Source organism: Thiemannella venezuelensis (genome assembly GCF_014203605.1).
In the GTDB taxonomy this organism is placed as follows: domain Bacteria; phylum Actinomycetota; class Actinomycetes; order Streptosporangiales; family Streptosporangiaceae; genus Planomonospora_A; species Planomonospora_A venezuelensis.
On sequence record NZ_JACHJJ010000022.1, the window covers coordinates 26804 to 48170 of the forward strand.

Below are 21367 nucleotides of genomic sequence, written 5' to 3' on the forward strand. Positions count from 1 at the left end.
CGCCCCCCCGGCCCGCCCCCGCGGGCCCCCCCCGCCCCCCCCCCCCCCCGGCCCCCCCGCCCCCCCGGCGCCCCGCCCCCGCCCCCGCCCCCCCCCCCCCCCCCCGGCTCCCTCGTCCTTTTCCGCCTCCCGTCCTCTTCCGCTCTCCGCCCTCTTCCGCCTTCCGGGGCGCGGACGGGACGGCGCCTCCCGCCGGATCGTGATCGCCGGTCGCCCTCATATCGATCGATGCTAGTACTATCGTTTTAGAAACGATAGTTTAAGCATGGAGATGATGATGGGTTACAGAAAAACCTGCGCAGGCGGGACCGCATGGTGAGCCGGTACGTGCGGAGATCGCTGATCGCACTGCTCGGCCTCGTCCTCCTCGCCGCGGCGGGGGCGGGCGTGGTGATCGTCCAGAACACCTACGACCTCCGCGAGGAACGGGTCACGATCTCCGGCGGTCCGCAGCCGCTGGACGGCGTGCTCGCCCTCCCCGCCTCCGGGAGGGGGCCGTTCGGGCTGGTCGTCTTCGTGCACGGCGACGGCCCCGTCGACGCCACCCACGAGGGCTTCTACCGCCCCACGTGGGAGGCGTTCGCCCGCGCCGGCTACGCCTCGCTCTCCTGGAACAAGCCCGGGGTCGGCGGTTCCCGGGGGAACTGGCTGGACCAGAGCATGGAGGACCGGGCGGAAGAGGTGGAGACCGCCATCGCGTGGGCCCGCTCCCGCCGCGATCTCGACGCCGGCCGCGTCGGGCTCTGGGGCGCCAGCCAGGCGGGCTGGGTGCTGCCCAAGGTCACCGCGCGTGTCCCGGGGGTGAGCTTCGTGATAGCCGTCTCACCCGCGATCAACTGGCTCCGGCAGGGCCGCTACAACCTGCTCGCCCAGTTGCGGGCCGACGGCGCGACGACCGCCGAGATCCGCTCCGCCGTCGACCGCAGCGACGAGACGCTGCGCCTGCTGCGCGCGAAGGCGTCCTTCGAGGAGTACCGGACGTCCGTGGGAGGGAGGACGGACGGCCTCACCGCGGACCGCTGGCGGTTCATCCTGCGCAACTACACCGCCGACGCCACCGAGGACCTGGAGCGGCCGGCGACCGCCCGTACCCCCACCCTGCTCGTCCTGGCCGGCCACGACCTCAACGTCGACGTCGCCGAGACCGAGGCCGTCTACCGCGACACCGTCTCCGCGCTCCAGGTCAGGCACTACCCGGACGCGGACCACTCCCTGGTCCGCGAGAGCCTCGCGGGCTCGGACGTCAAGATCGCGCTCGCCGCGCTCTTCGCCCCCCGGTCACTGGCCCCCGACGGCTACGTCGACGACCTGGTGGCGTTCCTGCGGGACCCCGAGAAGGCCACGAGGCGGTAGCGGGCGCGGAGCCGTACGGGCGGGGCCGACCCGGCGGGGGAGAGCGGGAGAGCGGCACGGGCCCGGGTCAGCCGCGGATCCGCTCCGCGGGCCTGCCCAGCAGCGCGGCGCGGGCGGGCAGCAGCGTGGCGGCCAGCGCCAGGCCGAGCGTCGCGGCCACCATCGCCGCGTAGGCCGCCGGGGGCACGTACGGCAGCGGCGAGCCCGTCACGCCGTAGCTGAGCGCCACCAGCGTCGGCGCGGCGACCGCCGTGCCGACGGCCACCGCGATCCCGCCCACCAGCAGCGCCTCCCAGCGGATCATGCTCAGCACCTGCCTCCGGGTGCCTCCGACCAGCCGCAGCAGCGCGAGCTCCCGCACCCGTGCCCCGGTGGCCATGACGAGGGTGTTGACCACCGCGACGGCGGTGAACACCATGATCATGCCGAGGGCCAGGAGGTTGACCCAGGCGCCCAGCTCCTGCTCGGCGTCCCGCGCGGCGGAGCCGCCCGCCCGGTCCAGGACCGTCAGGCCGGGAGCCAGTCCGCCGAGCCGCTCCCGCAGGTCTCCCGCTCCGGGAGCCGCCGTGACGAGCAGCCGGCCGGCCATGCCCGCCGCCGAGTGCCCGCGCACCAGGTCGTAGGGGAGGACGACGTCCCCGAAGCCGAGGCCGCGGTCGTAGACGGCCACGACCCGCGGCGTGGCAGGGGTCCCGTCGCCGAGGAGGAGCCGCACCCGCTCGCCCGCCGAGACGCCGAACGCGTCCGCGGCGAACGTGCTGAGCGCCACCGAGTCCTCGCCCAGCCGGTCCAGCGAACCCTCCCGGACGCCCAGGTCGATGCCGTGGACCGGCGTGCTCAGCCCCATGGCGCCGAACGTGCTCAGCGTGCGGTCGCCGAGCTCCTCGTGGGCGCCGACGACCCGGGTGTCGATCACCTCGGTCACGCCCGCCACCCCGGGCGTCTCCCGGGCCGCCCGGGCGGCCTGCGGGGGCAGCCCCGGTCCGGTGGACGTGACGACGTAGTCGGCGCGGGCCCCCTCCTCGGCCTGCCGGGCGGCCGCGTGGCCGACGGTCGACTGGGTGAACAGGGTCGCCGAGGCGAACGCGAGCATCAGCACGAGCGGGCTGACCACGGCCGCCAGTCTCCTGGACTCGGCCCTGGTGGTGGCCGCGGCGAGGTAGCCGCCCACCCGGGAGACCCGGCCGAGGAGGCTCCCGGTGAGCGCCACGGCCCACCGGACGAGCCACGGGCCCAGCAGCGTGGCGGCCACCACGAGGAGCAGGACGATCCCGCCCGCGCTCGCCGCGGCCGCCGCGCCGGTCAGGAACATCGACAGGACGGAGACCGCCCCGCCGGCGACCAGGAAGACCAGGCCGGCGATCATCCGGGCGCGGCCCAGCTCGCGGCGTTCCACCGCGGCCTCGCCCAGCGCCTCGGCGGGCCGGATCCGCGCCGCCCGCCGTACGGCGCCGCGTGCCGCCAGCCAGGCCGTCGCGGCCCCGGTGACGACGGCGACCAGCATCGGCACCGGGCCGGTGACGGGGGCGAAGGTCTCCGGGAACGTCCCCAGGGCCGCGAACCGGCCGAACAGCCAGTGACCCGCGGCGACCCCCGGCGGCACGCCCAGGGCGCCCGCCACCAGCCCGAGCAGCACCGCCTCCCGTCCGATCATCGACCGGACCTGCCGGGGCGTCGCGCCGACCGCCCGGAGCAGCGCGATCTCCCGCTCCCGCTGCCGGACGGCGAGCCCGAAGGTGCCCGCGACCACGAAGACCGCGACCATGGCGGCGACGCCGCCGATGCTGCTGCCGAGCTGCACGAGCGTCTCCCGGCCGGCCTGCGCCCGGAGGTCCTCCGCGAACCCCCGGTCGGCTCCGGCGTAGGCCACCGTGTCCCCGCCGGCGGGCCTGCCCTCCGGCGAGACCGAGAACGCCGCCGCCGACGCCTCGGACGTGTCCAGCGCCGCGTCGATCCGCGCTTTCAGCGGTGCCGGGGCGCCCGGACCGAACACGCCGAAGGCCGAGACGCGGCCGGGACGGCCGAACAGCTCCCCGGCCCGGCCGGCGGTGAAGAACACCGCCGGCCGCCGGGCCAGGCCGGGTCCGGCGATCCCGCTCACCGTGTACTCCCGGACGCCGTCCCGGCCGAGGACCCGGACGCTCCGCCCGGTCTCCAGCCCCGCCTGCCGGGCCAGGAGGGCGTCGACGACGATCTCGCCGGGCGCGGCGGGTGCCCGCCCCTCGCTCAGGGTGTACGGCGTGAGCACCGCCGACTCCCAGGCGTGGCCGAGCACCCCTGGCCCTCCGGTGAGACGGCCGTCCCGCCCCACCAGGGCGACAGGGAAGGCGAGCTCGGGCACGACCCGTGTCACGCCCGGCACCTTCCCGATCTCCCCGGCCAGCGAGGCCGGGACCGTGACGGGCTCGGTGAGCCGGACGCTCACGGTGGTCACGGTGTCGGCGCCCCTTCCGGTGATCGAGGTCCACTGCCGCCCGGCCACCACCACCGGCGCGGCGGCGTAGCGCTCCGGCGGCGCCTGCGCGCGCAGGCCGCTCTCCACGAGCAGCCCGCACGCGGTGACCAGGACCGAGGCGAACAGCAGCGCGGCGAACACGCCGGCGAGCGAGGCCCCGCGTCCCCGCAGGGTGGCCGCGGCGAGCCTCAGCATCCCGCGGCCCCCGCCCCGGACGCGACCCCGCCCGCGACGGCGCTCTCCCGCCGCCCCGGGACCGCCGTACGGCGGGCGGTCCCGGGGCGGTGGCCGTACCCGCCCAGGTCGGCCATGCGGCGCCCGATCGCATCCGCGCCGGCGGACCACGCCTCGTCCACCAGGGCGCCGCCGGCCAGGAACAGCACCCGGTCGGCGTAGGCGGCGGCCACCGGGTCGTGGGTCACCATCACCACGGTCTGGCCCATCGCGTCCACCGCCTGGCGCAGCAGGCCGAGCACCTCGGCGGCGGTGCAGGTGTCGAGCGCGCCGGTCGGCTCGTCGGCGAAGACGACCTCGGGCCGGGTCACCAGGGCCCGGGCGAGCGCCACCCGCTGCTGCTGGCCGCCGGAGAGCTGGGCGGGCCGGTGGCCCGTACGGTCTTCGAGGCCGACGCGCGCGACGACCTCCCGCAGCCAGTCGCGGTCCGGGCGCAGGCCCGCCAGCCGGAGCGGCAGCGTGACGTTGCCCGTCACGTCGAGCGCGGGGACGAGGTTGAACGCCTGGAAGACGAAACCGGCCTTCGCCCGCCGCAGCTCGGTCAGCCTGGTCTCGTCCAGGCGGGACAGCTCGGTGTCGCCCAGGTGGACCGTCCCCGAGGTCGGTGTGTCCAGGCCCGCGGCGCAGTGCAGGAAGGTGCTCTTGCCCGACCCGGACGGTCCCATCACGGCGGTGAACCCTCCCCTGGGCAGGGCGACCGTCACCCCGCGCAGGGCGTGCACCTGCTCCGTCCCCCGTCCGTACGTCTTCGTCACCGCGTTCAGGCGCACCGCGTGCGTCGTCATCTCGATCCTCGTTCCGGTCCCACCGTGGCTGCGGCGCCGCGGGGCGGCCGGAACCTGCCGGCTGGTGGCGCCGGTCGCCGCCCCCGCGGACGCGATCTCCCCACGACCGTATTGACCTGGTGACCTGCGCCGGAAGCCGGAAGCCTGCCGTATCGGAGGTAGGGCCCGCCCTACCGGCGGGCGGGGGGAAGGGGACGGCGGCCGCGGAGCGCGCGGTCCCCGCGTCCGCCCCGGAAGGCCCGCCGGGCCGGTCCGCCCGCGAGGTCAGGCGACGGGGCGGTAGCGGCCGCGGAGCCGTACGAGCGGGGCGGCGGCGGCGTCGACGTAGTCGACGGCCAGGACCCGGGCGACGTAGAGGGTGTGGTCCCCGGTGGGGACGACCTGGACGGTCTCGGCCTCCAGGGCGGTGACGCCGCCCTCGACGACGAGCGCCTCGCTGAGCCCGCCCCGGTGGTGCGGGGTCCCGGCGAGCAGGAGGCGGGCGCCGGGGCGGCCGGGGGTGGCGAAGCGGCTGGCCATCGCCTTCTGCCCGGCCGAGAGCACGCTCACCGCCCAGCGGTCCCGGCGCAGCAGCAGTTCGTTGAGGTAGCCGGCACTGGCCAGGCTGACCATCACCAGGGGCGGGTCGAGGGAGAGCGAGGCGAAGGTGGTCACGGTGGTGCCCACGTCGTCGCGCTCGTCCCGCACCGTCACGACCGAGACCGCCCCGGCGACCTGCGCCATCGCCTCAGTGAACTCGCTCATCCGCCCCCCTCACGCCGCACCACTCTAGGACGGCCGCCGGGCGCCCCCGCCGCCGGTCCGGCTCTCCCGCGGGAAGGGCCCCCGCCTGGGCGGGGGCCCTTCCACGCGTTCCGGCCCGCGGGAGCCGCCGTACGGCTCCGCGGGTTACAGCAGGCCGCTCTGCGTCAGCCAGTCCTCGGCCACGTCCTCGGCGTCCTCCTTGTCGATCGCGACGCGCTTCATCAGCGCGACGAGACCGGCGGTGTCGAGCTTGGCGGAGACCGCGTTCAGCGTGGTCCTGACGGTGTCGTCGACCCCGGCCTTGTTCACCAGCGGCGTGATGTTCTCGGCGGCGAAGGCGTTCTTGTTGTCCTGGAGCGAGACCAGGTCGTTGACCACGATCTTGGGGTCGGTGGTGAAGACGTTGCCGACCTGGACGGTGCCGTCCTTGATGGCGTCGGCGGTGGCGTCGCCGGTCTTCTTCCACTCCTTGAACTCCAGGCCGTAGACGTCCTTGAAGTTCTGCTCCTGGCGGGACTGGAACTCCGGCGGGCCGCCGACCGCGTAGCCCTTGGCGACCTTGGCCAGGTCCTCGATCGTGGTCAGGCCCTCCTTCTCGGCGGTGGCCTTGGTCACGGTGAGCGAGTTGTTGTCCTCGGCCGCGGCGGGCTCCAGGATCTCCAGCTCGGCCGGGAGCTTCTCCTTCAGGGCGGCGACGACCTCCTCCTTGCTCTTCGCCGTCGCCTCCTTGTCGACGTAGGCCAGCAGCGAGCCGGCGTACTCCGGCAGGATCGTCAGGCCGCCGCTCTTGATCTGGTCGTAGAGCACCTCGCGGCTGCCGATGTTGAGCTTCTCCTCGACCTGCACGCCCTTGGCGGCCAGCGCCTGGGAGTAGATCTCGGCCAGCAGGACGTTCTCCGGGAAGTTGGCCGAGCCGATGACGACCTTCCCCCCGGAGGCGGGCGCGGACGCGGAGCCGGAGCCCGCGGGGGTCGCCGACGCGCTGGTGAGCGGGTCTCCGCCACCGCACGCGCTGAGAGTGAGCATCGCGGACAGGACGAGGGCCGCGGTGCCGGACAAGCGCTTCATCGTGCTTTCCCTTCTAAAACGGGGGGTAATATATAGATTATCGGATCTTCTGCCGCCCGCTCACCCCCGGGGAGACGAGGAACCGCTGCAGGACGCCGAACAACCCCTGGACCGCCAGCGCCAGCAGCGCCACCAGCACGGCCCCGCCCACCGCCAGCGGATACCGCTTGGTCGCCAGCCCGTCGATGATGTAGCGGCCGAGGCCGCCCAGCCCCACGTAGGCGGCCACCGTCGCGGTCGCCACCACCTGGATCGCGGCGGTGCGCAGGCCGAGCAGGATCAGCGGGAGCGCGACCGGCACCAGCACCCGGCCGAGGACCTGGCCGCCGCGCAGGCCCATGCCGTACGCCGCGTCGCGCAGGTCGGCGTCCACGCCCCGGATGCCCTCGTAGGTGTTGACCAGGATCGGCGGCACGGCCAGCGCCACCAGCGGGATCAGCACCGGGGCGATGGTGCCGACGCCCATCAGCAGCACGACGAGCACGAGCAGGCCCAGCGTCGGCAGGGCGCGGGCCGCGTTCGCGCTCAGCACCACCAGCAGCGCGCCCCGGCCGGTGTGCCCGATCCAGAGCCCGAGCGGCAGCGCGACCAGCATGGCCAGCAGCAGCGAGAGCCCGGCGAACTCCAGGTGCTCGGCGAGCCGGAGCGGGATGCCGTCGGGACCCGACCAGTTGGCCGGGTCCCCGAAGAAGTCGGCCAGCCAGTTCACGCCGCTCCCTTCCGTTCCCCCGCCGCCGGCCGGGCCTGCGCCCGCGCCGCCACCCGCGCCGCCGACCAGGGGGTCAGCCACCGCTGCGCCAGCACCAGCAGCAGGTCGGCGAGGCCCGCCAGGAGCACGACCAGCACGATGCCCGCGATGATCGGGGTGGGGAACTGCCGCTGCCAGCCGTCGATGAACAGGTAGCCGAGCCCGCCCCTGCCGACCAGCGCGCCCACGCTGACCAGGCTGATGCTGGAGACCGTCGCCACCCGGAGCCCGGCGAGCACGACGGGGACCGCGATCGGCAGCTCGACTCCGAGCAGCCGCCGCAGCGGGGTGAAGCCCATCGCCACCGCGGACTGCCGGACGTGGTCGGGGACCGAGGCCAGCCCGTCCACCACGGCCGGGATCAGCACGGCCATCGCGTAGAAGACGAGCGGCACCATGACGGTCGTCCGGGTGGCCAGGCCGGTGACCGGGATCAGCACGATGAAGACGGCCAGCGAGGGCAGCGAGTAGACCACGTTCACCACGCCGACCGTCGGCTGGTAGAACCAGCGCCAGCGGGCCCCCGCCAGCCCGAGCGGGAGCGCGGCGAGCAGGGCGACGGCCACCGGCACCAGCGCCATGACGAGATTGTCCGCCGCCAGTTCCAGGATCTCCGGCCAGTTGCGCCCGATCCAGTCCCAGCGGACCAGCGGCTCCTCACCCACGGGCGCCCCCCGCGGCCCGGGCCAGCGCCGCGTCCAGCTCGTCGCGGGTCACCACGCCCTCGACCCGCCCGGCGCCGTCCACCGCGAGCGCGTTGCCCGACGGGGAGAGCAGCGCCGCGTCCAGCGCGGAGCGCAGCGAGTCGCGCTCCCGCACGAACGCCCCGTACGGCGCCGCCGGCACGCCCGCCAGCGTGCCGGAGTCGGGCAGGTCCTCGCGCGCGACCCAGCCCAGCGGCCTGCCCTCGCCGTCCACCACCGCCAGCCAGGGCTCCGCCGTACCGCGCACCGAGGCGGCCTCGGCGGAGACCGGCACGGTCAGGTCGGTGCGCAGCCGCAGGCCGTCGCCGGGGACGAACGACAGGCGCCGGATGCCGCGGTCGCGGCCGAGGAACTCGCGGACGAAGTCGTCGGCGGGCTCGGCCAGCAGCTCCGCCGGGGAGGCGAGCTGCGCCAGGCGCCCGCCGACGCGGAGCACCGCCACCCGGTCGCCGAGCTTGATCGCCTCGTCGATGTCGTGGGTGACGAAGACGATCGTCTTGTTGAGCTCGGACTGCAGCCGGAGCAGCTCGTCCTGGAGGCTCGCCCGCACGATCGGGTCCACCGCGCTGAACGGCTCGTCCATCAGCAGGACCGGCGGGTCCGCGGCGAGCGCGCGGGCCACGCCGACACGCTGCTGCTGGCCGCCGGAGAGCTGGAAGGGATAGCGCCCGGCGAGCCCGGCGTCGAGCCCGACCCGCTCCAGCAGCTCCATCGCCCGCGCCCTGGCCCTCTTCCGGTCCCAGCCGAGCAGGTACGGAACCGTCGCCACGTTGTCGACGATCTTCCGGTGCGGGAAGAGCCCGGCCTGCTGGATGACGTAGCCGATGCCGCGCCGCAGGGTGGGCGGGTCGACGGTCCGCACGTCCACCCCGTCGAGCAGGATCCGCCCGCCGGTGGCGTCGACCATCCGGTTGACCATGCGCAGCGACGTGGTCTTGCCGCATCCCGACGGGCCCACGAGGACGGTGATCTCCCCGGTGGGCGCGTGGAGGGTGAGTCCGTCCACCGCGACGGTCCCGTCGGGGTACCGCTTGCTGACGTCGTCAAATGTGATCATGTGCATCCCCTGGTCTCCGGCAGGGGCGCGGCCCCCCTGCCACAACCGCCCCATGATCCCTCGCGGACCAGACTACGGCGGACGGTCCTGATCTGTCCCGTCGGCCCCGCTCAAACCTGTTCGACATCAAATAGGTATCCAATAGTGCGCCGGACCTCCCCGCCTTGGCATCATTGCCCATATCGTGGACATGACCCCCCTCACGTCACACGCGCCGCATAGACCCCTCTCTCCCCAGTCTCCCCAGATCCACCGAATCCGACAGGAACCGGTCCCGCCGTGACCCAACCGCTCCTCGGTCAGCGATCACGCAGCGAGTTGATCGCCGAGCTCTACGACCGCCACGCCACCGGTCTGTTCGCCTACTGTCACGACCAGCTCGGCGACCCCGGCACGGCCGGCGCCACCCTGACGGCCGTGCTCACCGCCGTCTCCTCCGTCGAACCCCCGCGCGCCGCGCTGTACGCGCTGGCCCGCCGCGAGTTCCTCCGGCGCGACGTGGTCCACGCCCCGCCCTCCCCCGGCGCCGACCCGGTCGGCGCCTTCGTCCGGCGGGTCCTGCGCGACCTGCGCCCGCACCAGCGCGAGGTGCTGTTCCTGTCCGGCGTGTGCGAGATGGACACCGTCGAGATGTCCTGGGTGCTCGACGTGGCCGCCGACACCGCCGACGAGCTGACCGTGAGCGCCTGCCGCCGCTTCGCCCAGTCGCTGACCCTGGCCCTGGACTCGGCCCGGATCCCGCTCCACCTGGCGGACGTGTTCGGCGCGCTCGCCGTCGCCCCGATCCGCGACGTGCTCGCCCGCGCCCCCTGGGCCGCCCCGCCCGCGGGCCTGCGCGCCGCCGTCCTCGGCGCCTCCGCCCCGGGTACGGCTTCCGCCTCCCGGGCCCCGTCCCCCGCCGCGTCCCTCACCGCGTCCCTGCAGGTCAAGCCGCTCTGGCCGACCGCCGGCTCGTGGCCGCAACCGCTCGCCGAGCCGGCCGGCGCGGACGTCCTCGCCCCGGCGGACGCCTTCACCCCGGCGGACGCCTTCACCCCGGCGGACGCCTTCACCCCGGCGGACGTCCTCGCACCGGGGGACGCCTTCGCGCCGCCGGACCCGGACGCCGTCTCCCTCCACGAGGCGACCACCGAGCCGATGCCCAAGCTGCGCGACTCGGTCCTGACCGCCCTCGACGACGCGGCCCTCCGGCCGCCCCGGCGGTCCCGGCCGCAGCGCCCGCGGTTGCCGCAGCGGCCGCAGCCGCGGGTGGCGATGCCGCTCACCGCCCCGATCCCGGCGGACATCCTGGAGAGCAACCCGCCCCGCCTGGACTACCCCCTCCCCGGCGAGCTGTTCCGCCCGCTCGCCCCCGAGGTCCGGGCCGCGCTGGCCTACACCGACAAACTGGTCGCCTCCGCGCCCCGGGAGACCCCCGCGGAGACCCCGCACGAGCTCGCACGGGAGATCGTGAACGAGGTCGCACGGCAGGAGAGCGGCTCTCCGCCGGACGGCGGCCCGGCGGGCGGCGGATCCCGGCACCGCGGCGGCCGGGCCAGGCCGGTCAAGCCGGTCAAACGCGGCGAGCACCACTACGACTGGGCCTGGGAGCTGGCCGGCTTCCTCATCTGCCTGGCGATCGCGATGATCGTCTTCTTCGCCGGCCCGACCATCATCACTCCGTGACGGGCCCGGGCACGGACCTGGCGTGCGCGGGGCGGGCCCGTGCCCGCCGGGCCGTACGGCCGCCCCCTCCCGCCGGTAACGATCCCCTGTGACCTTCCATGCATTTCCTTTGCCCTGTGCAATCATGAACGTGAAAGGCTCTCGGCGACCGGACGGCTGCGGAGCGGAGTCAGGGCGGCGCCCCAGGGACGCACGGCGGAGACGGAAGCACATGAGATCGATCGACCCCGGCGAACTCGGCATCTTCTCGGCGAGCGTGGGCCTGCGCGGGGACATCGTCATCGTGCGGCTCTCCGGCGAGCTGGACATGTCCACCGCCCCGCGCCTGGGTCTCCAGATCGCGGAGGCCGCCAGGCTCATCTCCCCGCCCCGGCTGGTGATCGACGTCCAGCACCTCGACTTCTGCGACTCCTCGGGGCTGAACCTGATGGTGAAGACGGTCCACGAGGTGGAGCGGGCCGGCGGACGCCTGCTGCTCAGCGGGGTCCGCGACCGGTTCGCCCGGCTCCTGCGCGTGACGGGCCTGGGGCGCACGCTCCAGGCCCGTCCCACCGTCGAACTCGCCGTCGCGGAGCTCACGGGGCCCGGGGACGGCGGCCTCTGATCAGTCGCGGGACAGGATCAGGCCGCTGGTGGGGACGCCGGTCCCGGCGGTGACGAGGACGTTGTGCACCCCGGCGATCTGGTTGACCGAGGTCCCGCGGATCTGCCGGACGGCCTCGGCGATGCCGTTCATGCCGTGGATGTAGGCCTCGCCGAGCTGCCCCCCGTGCGGGTTGACCGGGAGCCGGCCGTCGATCTCGATCCCGCCGCCGGCGACGTAGTCGCGTGCCTCACCGCGCCCGCAGAAGCCGAGCTCCTCCAGCTGGGTGAGGACGAACGGGGTGAAGTGGTCGTAGAGGATCGCGGTCTGCACGTCCGACGGCCCGAGACCGGCCTGCTCCCAGAGCCGGCGGCCGACGACGCCCATCTCCGGCAGGCCGGTCATGTCGTCGCGGTAGTAGCTGGTCATCATCATCTGCCCGGCGCCCGACCCCTGGGCCGCGGCCCGGATCACCGCGGGCGAGCGGCGCAGGTCGCGGGCGCGCTCGGCCGAGGTGACCACCAGCGCCACCGCGCCGTCGCTCTCCTGGCAGCAGTCGAGCAGGTGCAGCGGCTCCACGATCCACTTCGACGCCTGGTGCTCCTCCAGCGTGATCGGCCGCTTGTGGAACCAGGCGGCGGGGTTGGCGGCCGCGTGCCGCCGCATGGCCACGGCGACCCGGCCGAAGTCCTCCGACGTCGCGCCGTAGGCGTGCATGTACCGGCGGGCGAACATGGCCACCCAGGCGGCGGGCGTCATGAGGCCGTACGGCACGTGCCAGCTCATCTCCAGCCCCTGGGAGGACGGCTCCCCGCCGAGGCGGGCGTCGGGCTGGCCGAACCTGCGCCCGGAGCGCTCGTTGAAGGCGCGGTAGCAGACCACCGTCTCGGCGGCCCCGGTGGCGACCGCCATCGCGGCGTGCAGCACCGTGCCGCAGGCCGCGCCGCCTCCGTAGTGCACGCGGGAGAAGAACGACAGGTCGCCGATGCCCGTCTCGCGGGCGACGGCGATCTCCTGGTTGACGTCCTGGGTGTAGGTGACGAGCCCGTCGACGTCGGACGGGCTCAGCCCCGCGTCGTCCAGCGCGGCGAAGACCGCCTCGGCGGCGAGCTGCAGCTCGGACCGGCCGGACTGCTTGGAGAACTCGGTCGCGCCGATGCCGGCGACGGCCGTACGACCGGAGAGAGAAGACACGTGCTGAACCTCTCGCGTGGGGTGCGGGGACGGCGGGCGGGCGGCCGGGGGCGCCCCCGGCCGCGCGGGCCCGCCGGCCTGGATCTTCCGGCCCGGGCCCGCCGGCGCGGACCTCCCGGCCCGGATCCGCCGGTGCGGGCTAGCCCGGCAGGGCGAAGCGGACGGTTCCGGAGGCGTGGTCGCCGAGGCTGACCTTGCCGCGGACCTCCACCGTGAACTCGCCGTTCTCGCAGCCGACGACGCTGCCGGTGAAGGTCAGCGTGTCGCCCGCGTAGGCGGGGACGCCGAGCTTGACGTTGATCCCGCGGATCAGCGCCTCGGGACCGGCCCAGTCGGTGACGTAGCGCTCGACGAGTCCCATCGTCGTCAGGATGTTGAGGAAGATGTCCTTCGACCCCTGCGCCTGGGCGCCCTCGACGTCGTGGTGGACGGGGGTGAAGTCCATCGTCGCCAGCGCGGTCGAGATGACCACGGTGGGGGTCAGCTCGATCGAGAGCTCGGGGAGGACGAGCCCGATCTCCACCTGGTCCTCGTTCAGTGTCCGCATCACGGCTCCCGGGGGGCCCACATGGGCAGGATGAGATCGTCGTCCATCTGGCGATACGTCACACGCAACGGCATACCGATACCCACTTCCGACGGAGGGCAGTCCACCACGTTGCCCACGATCCGCACCCCTTCCGGCAACTGGACCACAGCGACCACGAAGGGCGTCCGGCGTCCCGGGACCGGGGGGTTGTGGTGCACGACGTAGCTGTAGACCTCGCCCTCCCCGCTCGCCACGGCGTACCCGCGGTCCGTCGAGCGGCACGAGGGGCAGACCGGGCCCGGCGGGTGGCGGAGCTCCCCGCAGGCGGTGCACCGCTGGATCCTGAGCTCGCCCCGGGCGGCGCCCTCCCAGAAGAACGCGGTGTCCCGGTTGACCGCGGGCCGCAGCGGGTACGGCTCGCGCCCCGCGGCCGGTTCCCCGCCTCCGCCCCGGTCCCGCCTGGTGCGGGGGCGGAACTTCAGCACCCGGAAGAGCATCTCGGCCACCTGCTCCTCGCCGGAGTACCAGGCGACGTTCCAGGTCACGAAGTAGCCCTCGCCGAGCGCGGTCTTCTTCGGGCCCGCCAGCGCGGTGAGCCTGGTCGCCGGGACGAGCCGCTCGCCGGGCCGTACGTAGCGGTGGTAGGTCTGCTCGCAGTTGGTCGCGACCACGCCGGTGTAGCCGTTCTCGTCGAGCATGGCCAGCACGCCGTCGACCGGGGTGGCGCCCTGCCTCGCCCTGCCGTTCACGCCGGGCATGGTCCAGACCTGGATCATCGCCGGGGGCGCCACGATGCCGCCGTGCGTGCTCGCCTCGGCCGCCGCGGGGTCGGTGTAGACGGGGTTGGCGTCGCCCATGGCCGCGGTCCAGTGCCGGATCATCGGGACGTTGACCGGGTCGGCCGCCACGGCTCCAACGGACTCGCCGGCCGCGATCTGCCGCTCGGCCAGCGCCGCGAGCCGGTCGTGGAGGGTCGGGTCGGTGGCGATCGTCATCGCGGCGGCCTCGGCAGGCTCAGGCCGAGCATGGCGATCAGCTCGCGCTGCACCTCGTTGACGCCGCCGCCGAAGGTCAGCACCAGCGCGCCCTTGACGCCGTGGTCGAGCCGGTCGGCGAACGCCGCCGTCTCGGGGTCCGCCGGGTCGCCGAAGCGGGCCAGGACCTCGCCGACGATCCGGCCGACCTCCTGCATGCGCTCGGAGCCGTAGACCTTGGTGGCGGAGGCGTCGGGCGCGCCCAGCCAGCCGAGGTCCATGTTGGCCGCCACCTGCCAGTTGAGCAGCTCGTTGGTGCGGAAGTAGGCGTAGACCCGGCCCAGCGCCCTGCGGACCGCGGGTTCCTCGATCAGCCCGGTGCTCCTGGCCCAGCGCAGGAACCGGTCGTAGGTGTGGCCGATGTTGCCCGCCGGCCCGAGCGTGACCCGCTCGTGGTTGAGCTGGTTGACGATCAGGTCCCAGCCCTTGTTCACCTCGCCCACGACCATGTCCACCGGGACGCGCACGTCGGAGTAGTAGGTGGCGTTGGTGTGGTGCCGCCCGTCCATGGTGACGATCGGCGTCCAGGAGAAGCCGGGGTCGGCGCAGTCGGCGATCATCATCGTGATGCCGCGGTGCTTCTTGGCGGACGGGTCGGTGCGGGCGGCCAGCCAGATGTACTGGGCGTAGTGCGCGCCGGAGGTGAAGATCTTCTGGCCGTTGACGACGTAGTGCTCGCCGTCCAGCACGGCGGTGGTGCGCAGGGACGCCAGGTCGGTGCCGGCCTCGGGCTCGGAGTAGCCGATCGCGAAGTGGCACTCCCCGGCCAGGATGCGCGGGAGGAAGAACTCCTTCTGCGCGGCGGTGCCGTACTGCATGAGCGTCGGGCCGACGGTCTGCACGGTGATGATCGGGTAGGGCACCTCGGCCCTGGCGATCTCGTTGGCGAAGATCTGCTGCTCCAGCGGGCCGTACCCGCCGCCGCCGTACTCCTTCGGCCAGCCGAGGCCGAGCTTGCCGTCGCGGCCGAGCCGGCGGCAGTGCTCCATGTAGGCCTCGCCGAACGGGTCGTCGGCGATCTTCCTGCGGTCCTCGGCGGTCAGGCAGTCCCGGAAGTACTCGCGCAGCTCGTCGCGGAGGCGTTTCTGCCCGGGGGTCAGGTCGATCAGCATCAGACGAGCGCTCCGATCGTGTCGAGCTGGGCCTCCACGCCGCCCAGCAGGTGGGCGTGGTGCTTGGCCCAGGCGAAGTAGCGGTGCAGCGGGTAGCTCACGTCCACTCCGATCCCGCCGTGCAGGTGCTGGCAGGTGTAGAGGGCCTCCAGGACCGTCTCGGAGGCGGTGAACGCGCCGACGGCCAGGTCGGCGTCGGCCTCCTCGACGAGCCCCTCGGCCAGCCGCCAGGCGCCCGACCAGACGGCCACGTCCAGCGCCCGCCCGGCGATGTAGACGTCGGCGATCTGCACGGTGACGGCCTGGAACTCGGCCAGCGCCCGGTCGAACTGCCTGCGGGTCTTCAGGTATCCGGTGGTCAGCGCCAGCGCCCCGGCCAGCACCCCGGAGACGGTGGCGATCGTCCCCGCCGTGGTCAGCCTGCGCAGCCCGGCGGCGGCCTCGCCGTCCACCGGGCCGACCTGCTCGCCGGGGGTGCCCTCCAGGGTGAGCACCGCGCCCGGTTCCCCGGTGGACAGCGGCACGGGCGTCATACCGGCCTCGCCCGGCTCGACCAGGAACAGGCCGGTCCCGTCCCCTGCCACGGCGGGGATGAGGACCTTCGCCGCCTGCGCGGCGTAGGGCACGGTCCCGGTACGGCCGTGCAGGGTCCAGCCGCCCCCTCCGTCCTGGCGGGCCGTCACGGCGGGGGCGGCGCCGAGGTCGCGGCCGGGGCCGCGCGGGGCCGAGGCCAGCACGATCCCCCCCTCGGCCAGCGGGGCCAGGGCCTCGCGCTGCCCGCCGGAGCCGTACCTCGCGACGGTCGCCGCCGTGACCAGGCTCTGCAGGACGGGGACGGGAGCGACGTGCGCGCCGGCCTCCCGCAGGATCACGGCCAGTTCCACCGGGCCGAGCCCCGCCCCGCCCGCCTCCTCGGGCAGGCAGGCGCCGAGCAGGCCCGCCCGGGCCAGAGCGCTCCACAGGCCCGCGTCGTACGGCGCGCCGCTCTCCTCGTGGGCCTCCAGCCGGGACGTGGCCGCCTCCCGGCCGAACAGGTCGGCGGCGAGTCCGCGCAGGTCGTCCTGGGTCTCGTCAAGATTGAAATCCACTAGCGCTCCAGAAGGTGCTCTCGGCCGTGCCGGACGAATTCGTGCTCGATCTGCCTGGTGTCCTCCGGGGTCAGCAGGCGCCATTCCCGCTCTCGGGGCGGGCGCCACCACACGGGGTCCCCGGTCCGCCACGCCTCCGCGGCGAGCAGGCGCTTGACGACCTTGTGGGAGGGGGTCTGGGGGAGTTCGGCGCTGAGCCGGACGTAGCGGGGGACCGCCTTGCGGCTCAGGTCGGCCCGGCCGTCGAGGAAGGCCGCGAACTCCGCGGCGTCCCAGGCGCCGGAGGTGACGAGGGCCGCCATGACCTGGTCGCCGGCCGCGGCGTCGGGGACGGGGTAGACGGCGGCCTCGACCACGCCGGGGAACTCGCGCACGGCCGCCTCGATCGGGGCCACCGCGAGGTTCTCCCCGTCGACGCGGAGCCGCTCGGTGCCCCGGCCGGCGAAGAAGACGTAGCCGTCCCCGTCGGCGTAGGCCATGTCGCCCGACCAGAAGGCTCCGTCGCGGATGCGCTCGCGGTCGGCCTCGGGGTCGTTGTAGTAGCCGTCGAACAGGCCCAGGCCCCGGGTGTTGACCAGTTCGCCGATCGCCTCGTCCCCGTTGACCAGCCGGCCGTTCTCGATGATCCCCGGCGGGCGGCGCTCGCCGGTGGCCGGGTCGCGGATCTCCACCCCCTCGGGGAGCCTGCCCAGGCAGCCGGGAGGGCCCGAGGGGTCGGGGGTGATCGCGATCGCCGTCTCGGTGGAGCCGAAGGCGTCGATGACGTGGCAGCCGAACCGCTCGCCGAAGCGCCTGGTCGCGGTGGCGCTCCCCTCGTTGCCGAAGGCGATCTTCAGGGTGTTCTCCCGGTCGGCGGGGGTCTCGGGGGTGGCCAGGACGTAGGAGAGCGCCTTGCCGACGTAGTGCAGGTAGGTCACGCCGTACCGCCTGACGTCGTCCATCAGGCCCGAGGCGGAGAACCTGCGGCGCAGCACCAGGGCGGCCCCCGAGGCCGCGGCGGGCGCGTAGGCCGCCATGATCGCCCCCGAGTGGAAGAGCGGCATCGCGCAGTAGACGACGTCCTCCGGCGTGAGCAGCGCCGCCAGGCTGGTGCCGGGAACCGCGATCTTCCGCTGGGTGACCTTCACCGCGCGGGGCCGCCCGGAGGTGCCCGAGGTGAAGATCAGCATCACGAGCCCGCCGGGCCCGGTCCGGGCGGAGGCGTCGGCCGCGGGGGGACCGGTCGCGGGGGGACCGGGCAGAGGGGCGGAACCCGAAGGGACGCCGGCCGGAGGGGCGGACCGCAGGGCGGCGGCCTCGGCGGCGAGCCCGGCGTGGACCGGGTCGTGGAGGATGACGTCCACGTCGGTGGCGTCGGCGTCCCTGGCGAGCTCGGCGGGACCGCGGGTCGGGTTGAGCGCGACGAGCACGTGGCCGGACAGGGCCGCGCCGCCCAGCAGGAACAGCAGCTCGGGCACGTTGTCGAAGAGCACGCCGACGTGGAGGGCCCCGGTGCGGCGAGCCGTGCGGGCCGGCCCTCCGGACGCCGCCCCGGGGACCCCCGCGCGGGCGTCCTCACCCCGCGCCCGCGCCGTCCCGCTCCGGGCGTCCATCCATGCCGCGCGGGCCCGGCACTCGGCGACGTACTCCCGCCAGCTCCACGTCCGGTCCTCGAAGAGCAGGCCGGGGCGGTCGTCCCCGGCACGCAGTTCCAGCAGTTCCGCCAGCGTCTCCACGGGCGTCTCACGCGACATGGCACCTCCCGGCACGGATGCTCAGCCAGCCGCCGAAAAAGTAGAACAGATTCTATTATTTGTCCAGCATCAACCCATAGCAATACTCCACAACATGCCGTTATAGGACATATGCCATGGCCGCTGGCCCACCTTTGTGACCCGCGGGTAACCAGTAGGATTATCCAGGAATCAGATAACGTGTTCTCATGCGTACTCCGCATGCGACCATCGAGGCGCCGGTGACCCCGCGCCCCGCCGGCACGTCCGCCCCGAGCACCGCCGGCCCGTCCACGACCGAGGGGACCTCTGGCGTGCACACCGAACCGGCGTCCGCGGCCGTCCGCACCAGAAGCCAGCACCAGCGGCGCAAGCGCATCGTCCAGGCCGCGGCCGCCCTCGCCTCGCGCGGCGGCGTCGAGGCCATGCAGATGCGCACCGTCGCCGAGCGCGCGGGTGTCGCGCTCGGCACGCTCTACCGCTACTTCCCCTCGAAGATGGATCTGGTCGTCGCCGTCGTCGGCGAGGAGATCGACCTCCTGGAGAGCAGCATCGAGCGCCGCCCGCCCAGCGCGGGCACGCCCGCCGGCCGGGCGGTCGACATCCTCATGCGCGCCACCCGGGGCCTGATGCGCGAGCCCGAGCTCGCCGACGCGCTCATCCGCTCGCTGATCATGGCGGAGGTGGACACCCCCTTCGGGGACCGCATGACGGACCTGCTGCTCCGCGTCGCCGGGAACGGGATCACCGCGGAGACCGCCACCGACGAGCAGTTCGCCCTCGCGGGCTCGCTCTCCAGCGTCTGGGTCCACGAACTGCTGGAGATGCTGCGCGGACGCCGCACCCACGAGCAGATCCAGCGCCGCGTCGAGATCGCCGCCGCCCGGCTGCTCGCCGATTTCCCCGTCCCTCCTTCCACCTGAAATTAGAACGCGTTACAGTCGCATTCGGAAAGCGACTGGAGCGATGTTCTGGAGCGGCGGGAGCGACCGCGACGGGCGCACCCGCACGCGGTGCACCCCGGCGGGACGGCTCCGGGCCGCCGGACGAGGGGATCTCGGATGGGTGCAGTGATCGTCGAGGCCGTGCGGACCCCGATCGGCAGGCGCAACGGCCTGCTCGCGGGACTGAAGCCCCAGGCCGTGCTCGCCGCCGCGCTGAACGGCCTGATCGGCAGGGCCGGGATCGACCCGGCGGTCGTCGGCCAGGTCTTCGCCGGGTGCGTGACCCAGGCGGGCGAGCAGGGCGGCCACGTCGGGCGGCACGCCTGGCTCTACGCGGGCCTGCCCTACCAGACGGGCGTGACCACCGTCGACGCGCAGTGCGGCTCCTCCCAGCAGGCCGTGCACCTGGTCGCCGCCCTCATCCAGGCGGGCGTCATCGAGGCGGGCGTCGCCTGCGGCGTCGAGGTGATGAGCCGCGCGCCGCTCGGCAGCAACGTGCTCCCGGCCCGGCCCCGGCCCGACGACTGGTCCATCGACCTGCCCGACCAGTTCACCGCCGCCGAGCGCATCGCGCGGCGGCGCGGGCTGACCCGCGAACGGCTCGACTGGTTCGGCGCCCGCTCCCAGCGGCTGGCCGCCAAGGCCTGGGCCGACGGCCGCTACGACCGGGAGGTCGTCCCGGTGGAGGCGCCGGTCCTCGGCGAGGACGGGCAGCCGACCGGCGGGAGCCGTACGGTCACCCGGGACCAGGGGCTGCGCGAGACCACGGCCGAGACGCTGGCCGCGCTCAGGCCGGTGATGGGCGAGGACGGCCTGCACACCGCGGGCACCTCCTCCCAGATCTCCGACGGCGCGGCGGCGGTGCTGCTGATGAGCGAGGAGGCCGCCGCCCGGTACGGCCTGCGCCCCCGGGCCAGGATCCTCGCCCAGGCCCTCGTCGGCTCCGAGCCGTACTACCACCTGGACGGCCCGGTGGACGCCACGGCCAGGGTGCTGGCGGCCACCGGTATGAACGTCGGCGACATCGACCGCTTCGAGGTCAACGAGGCCTTCGCCTCGGTCGTCCTCTCCTGGGCGTCGGTGCACCAGCCGGACATGGACCGCGTCAACGTCAACGGCGGGGCCATCGCGATCGGCCACCCGGTGGGCGCCACCGGCGCCCGGCTGGTCACCAGCGCCCTGCACGAGCTGGAGCGCTCCGACTCCTCGACCGCGCTGGTGTCGATGTGCGCGGGCGGGGCCCTGGCCACCGCCACCATCCTCGAACGCCTCTGAGGCAGACTCAGGGGTGCCCCCGGACACAGGAGAACACGCGTTGAAGACCCGCCGCAGGCCGTACAGCGAGCAGAGCACCACCGACCTCGGCGGCGGGGTGTGGAGCGTGCCCGTGCCGATCCCGGGCAACCCGCTCGGCTACACGCTCGTCTACCTGATCGAGTCTCCCGCGGGGCCCGTCCTCGTCGACGCGGGCTGGAACCACCCCGACGCCTGGGCCGCGCTCCGGGACGGACTGGCCTCGGCGGGCATGGACGTGCGCGAGGTCCGCGGCGTGGTGGTCACCCACTTCCACCCGGACCACGCGGGGCTCGCCGGGCGGGTCCGGGAGGAGTCCGGGGCGTGGGTCGCCATGCACGAGGAGGACGCGGCACTGGTCCGGCTCATGCACGAGTTCGAGGACGGCGCGCACCGCGACTTCCAGGCCGACATGCTCAAGCGCGCGGGGGCGGGGGCGGTCGAGGTCGAGGAGGCGACCGCGCACCGGCCCCGGCCGCCCGCCGTGCCCGACCTGACGCTCCGCGACGGCGACCTCGTCGACCTGCCGGGGCGCCGGCTCCGGGTGATCTGGACCCCCGGGCACACGCCGGGCCACGTCTGCCTCCACCTCGCCGACGCCGACCGGCTGTTCACCGGCGACCACGTGCTGCCCGGGATCACCCCGCACGTCGGCGTCTACCCCTACGACCGCGACGACGTCGACCCGCTCGGCGACTTCCTGGCCTCGCTGCGGAAGGTGGCCGGGCTCGGCGGCCTGGAGGCGCTGCCCGCGCACGAGTGGGCCTTCCCGGACGCGGCGGCGCGGGCGCTGGAGATCCTCGCCCACCACGAGGAGAAGCTGCTGGCCCTGTCCGCCCTGCTGGAGGGGGCGGGCGAACCGCTCACCATCTGGGAGACCGCCGGGCGGATGACCTGGAACCGGCCCTGGGAGGAGCTGCCCGCGATGCTGCGCGGGATGGCCGCCGGAGAGGCCGCGGCGCACCTGCGGGCGCTGGAGGTCCGCGGGGTGATCCGCCGCACTCCGGGAGCGGAGCCGGTCACGTTCGCCCTACACTCCTAGACATCCGATGTATGGGCGAGCCC

19 protein-coding genes are annotated in these 21367 nt (G+C 74.3%); 6 read left to right on the forward strand and 13 right to left on the reverse strand.

The features are described from left to right. Positions 1-327: 327 nt before the first annotated feature. On the forward strand, positions 328-1353 hold the full coding sequence (locus tag FHS22_RS27155) for an alpha/beta hydrolase family protein (RefSeq protein WP_338047972.1): 1026 nt from the start codon (positions 328-330) through the stop codon (positions 1351-1353). 67 nt (positions 1354-1420) lie between these two features. Here the strand turns inward: FHS22_RS27155 and FHS22_RS27160 are convergent, their stop codons facing one another. From FHS22_RS27160 to FHS22_RS27190, 7 genes are all read right to left on the reverse strand, one after another. Next, on the reverse strand, positions 1421-4003 hold the full coding sequence (locus FHS22_RS27160) for an ABC transporter permease (protein ID WP_184946156.1): 2583 nt from the start codon (positions 4001-4003) through the stop codon (positions 1421-1423). Beyond that, entirely contained in the window at positions 3997-4827 is an 831-nt protein-coding gene (locus tag FHS22_RS27165) for an ABC transporter ATP-binding protein (protein WP_184946158.1), read from the reverse strand. Before FHS22_RS27165 ends, FHS22_RS27160 begins: the two co-directional genes overlap by 7 nt. A gap of 264 nt (positions 4828-5091) precedes the next feature. After that, positions 5092-5571 carry a flavin reductase family protein gene (locus tag FHS22_RS27170; protein ID WP_184946160.1) on the reverse strand — a complete coding sequence of 160 codons (480 nt, stop codon included), beginning with the start codon at positions 5569-5571 and terminating at the stop codon, positions 5092-5094. Between the two features lie 144 nt (positions 5572-5715). Next, positions 5716-6639, reverse strand: a complete 924-nt coding sequence (locus FHS22_RS27175) for an ABC transporter substrate-binding protein (protein WP_184946162.1) — start codon at positions 6637-6639, stop codon at positions 5716-5718. Positions 6640-6676: 37 nt separating this feature from the next. Continuing rightward, on the reverse strand, positions 6677-7348 hold the full coding sequence (locus tag FHS22_RS27180; protein WP_184946164.1) for an ABC transporter permease: 672 nt from the start codon (positions 7346-7348) through the stop codon (positions 6677-6679). After that, positions 7345-8052, reverse strand: coding sequence for an ABC transporter permease (locus FHS22_RS27185; RefSeq protein ID WP_184946166.1), 708 nt, complete (start codon positions 8050-8052; stop codon positions 7345-7347). The genes FHS22_RS27180 and FHS22_RS27185 overlap by 4 nt, the downstream gene beginning before the upstream one ends. After that, the gene (locus tag FHS22_RS27190; protein ID WP_184946169.1) at positions 8045-9148 is read right to left on the reverse strand and encodes an ABC transporter ATP-binding protein; all 1104 of its coding nucleotides are present in this window, start codon (positions 9146-9148) and stop codon (positions 8045-8047) included. The genes FHS22_RS27185 and FHS22_RS27190 overlap by 8 nt, the downstream gene beginning before the upstream one ends. Positions 9149-9427: 279 nt before the next feature. Here FHS22_RS27190 and FHS22_RS27195 point away from each other — a divergent pair, with 279 nt between their 5' ends. After that, the gene (locus tag FHS22_RS27195; RefSeq protein WP_184946171.1) at positions 9428-10813 is read left to right on the forward strand and encodes a hypothetical protein; all 1386 of its coding nucleotides are present in this window, start codon (positions 9428-9430) and stop codon (positions 10811-10813) included. A 211-nt stretch (positions 10814-11024) separates the two neighbouring features. Continuing rightward, positions 11025-11417: an STAS domain-containing protein gene (locus tag FHS22_RS27200; protein WP_184946173.1), complete on the forward strand. Its 393-nt coding sequence runs from the start codon at positions 11025-11027 to the stop codon at positions 11415-11417. Here FHS22_RS27200 and FHS22_RS27205 read toward each other — a convergent pair whose 3' ends face one another. From FHS22_RS27205 to FHS22_RS27230, 6 genes are all read right to left on the reverse strand, one after another. Continuing rightward, on the reverse strand, positions 11418-12590 hold the full coding sequence (locus FHS22_RS27205) for a lipid-transfer protein (RefSeq protein WP_184946175.1): 1173 nt from the start codon (positions 12588-12590) through the stop codon (positions 11418-11420). Positions 12591-12729: 139 nt separating this feature from the next. Beyond that, positions 12730-13137, reverse strand: a complete 408-nt coding sequence (locus FHS22_RS27210; protein WP_184946176.1) for a MaoC/PaaZ C-terminal domain-containing protein — start codon at positions 13135-13137, stop codon at positions 12730-12732. Continuing rightward, entirely contained in the window at positions 13137-14114 is a 978-nt protein-coding gene (locus FHS22_RS27215; RefSeq protein ID WP_184946178.1) for a bifunctional MaoC family dehydratase N-terminal/OB-fold nucleic acid binding domain-containing protein, read from the reverse strand. The genes FHS22_RS27210 and FHS22_RS27215 overlap by 1 nt, the downstream gene beginning before the upstream one ends. Further along, positions 14111-15265, reverse strand: a complete 1155-nt coding sequence (locus FHS22_RS27220; RefSeq protein WP_184946180.1) for an acyl-CoA dehydrogenase family protein — start codon at positions 15263-15265, stop codon at positions 14111-14113. Before FHS22_RS27220 ends, FHS22_RS27215 begins: the two co-directional genes overlap by 4 nt. Continuing rightward, complete coding sequence (locus FHS22_RS27225) at positions 15265-16353, reverse strand: acyl-CoA dehydrogenase family protein (RefSeq protein ID WP_184946182.1); 1089 nt, start codon at positions 16351-16353, stop codon at positions 15265-15267. Before FHS22_RS27225 ends, FHS22_RS27220 begins: the two co-directional genes overlap by 1 nt. Further along, positions 16353-18086: an AMP-binding protein gene (locus tag FHS22_RS27230; protein ID WP_184946184.1), complete on the reverse strand. Its 1734-nt coding sequence runs from the start codon at positions 18084-18086 to the stop codon at positions 16353-16355. The genes FHS22_RS27225 and FHS22_RS27230 overlap by 1 nt, the downstream gene beginning before the upstream one ends. A gap of 188 nt (positions 18087-18274) precedes the next feature. Here FHS22_RS27230 and FHS22_RS27235 point away from each other — a divergent pair, with 188 nt between their 5' ends. The 3 genes from FHS22_RS27235 (at position 18275) to FHS22_RS27245 (ending at position 21344) form a co-directional block, all read left to right on the forward strand. Further along, positions 18275-18988: a TetR family transcriptional regulator gene (locus FHS22_RS27235; RefSeq protein ID WP_184946186.1), complete on the forward strand. Its 714-nt coding sequence runs from the start codon at positions 18275-18277 to the stop codon at positions 18986-18988. Between the two features lie 138 nt (positions 18989-19126). Next, positions 19127-20284 carry a steroid 3-ketoacyl-CoA thiolase gene (locus tag FHS22_RS27240; protein WP_184946188.1) on the forward strand — a complete coding sequence of 386 codons (1158 nt, stop codon included), beginning with the start codon at positions 19127-19129 and terminating at the stop codon, positions 20282-20284. Between the two features lie 40 nt (positions 20285-20324). Beyond that, positions 20325-21344, forward strand: coding sequence for an MBL fold metallo-hydrolase (locus tag FHS22_RS27245; RefSeq protein WP_184946190.1), 1020 nt, complete (start codon positions 20325-20327; stop codon positions 21342-21344). Positions 21345-21367: the final 23 nt, after the last annotated feature.

What these genes read in the sequence shown, in the direction of transcription:
- FHS22_RS27240 (WP_184946188.1), top strand. Translation starts at nt 19,127, where the DNA reads ATGGGTGCAGTGATCGTCGAGGCCGTGCGGACCCCGATCGGCAGGCGC.
- FHS22_RS27160 (WP_184946156.1), bottom strand. Translation starts at nt 4,003, where the DNA reads ATGCTGAGGCTCGCCGCGGCCACCCTGCGGGGACGCGGGGCCTCGCTC.
- FHS22_RS27235 (WP_184946186.1), top strand. Translation starts at nt 18,275, where the DNA reads ATGCGTACTCCGCATGCGACCATCGAGGCGCCGGTGACCCCGCGCCCC.
- FHS22_RS27170 (WP_184946160.1), bottom strand. Translation starts at nt 5,571, where the DNA reads ATGAGCGAGTTCACTGAGGCGATGGCGCAGGTCGCCGGGGCGGTCTCG.
- FHS22_RS27175 (WP_184946162.1), bottom strand. Translation starts at nt 6,639, where the DNA reads ATGAAGCGCTTGTCCGGCACCGCGGCCCTCGTCCTGTCCGCGATGCTC.
- FHS22_RS27165 (WP_184946158.1), bottom strand. Translation starts at nt 4,827, where the DNA reads ATGACGACGCACGCGGTGCGCCTGAACGCGGTGACGAAGACGTACGGA.
- FHS22_RS27210 (WP_184946176.1), bottom strand. Translation starts at nt 13,137, where the DNA reads ATGCGGACACTGAACGAGGACCAGGTGGAGATCGGGCTCGTCCTCCCC.
- FHS22_RS27190 (WP_184946169.1), bottom strand. Translation starts at nt 9,148, where the DNA reads ATGATCACATTTGACGACGTCAGCAAGCGGTACCCCGACGGGACCGTC.
- FHS22_RS27200 (WP_184946173.1), top strand. Translation starts at nt 11,025, where the DNA reads ATGAGATCGATCGACCCCGGCGAACTCGGCATCTTCTCGGCGAGCGTG.
- FHS22_RS27220 (WP_184946180.1), bottom strand. Translation starts at nt 15,265, where the DNA reads ATGCTGATCGACCTGACCCCCGGGCAGAAACGCCTCCGCGACGAGCTG.
- FHS22_RS27215 (WP_184946178.1), bottom strand. Translation starts at nt 14,114, where the DNA reads ATGACGATCGCCACCGACCCGACCCTCCACGACCGGCTCGCGGCGCTG.
- FHS22_RS27230 (WP_184946184.1), bottom strand. Translation starts at nt 18,086, where the DNA reads ATGTCGCGTGAGACGCCCGTGGAGACGCTGGCGGAACTGCTGGAACTG.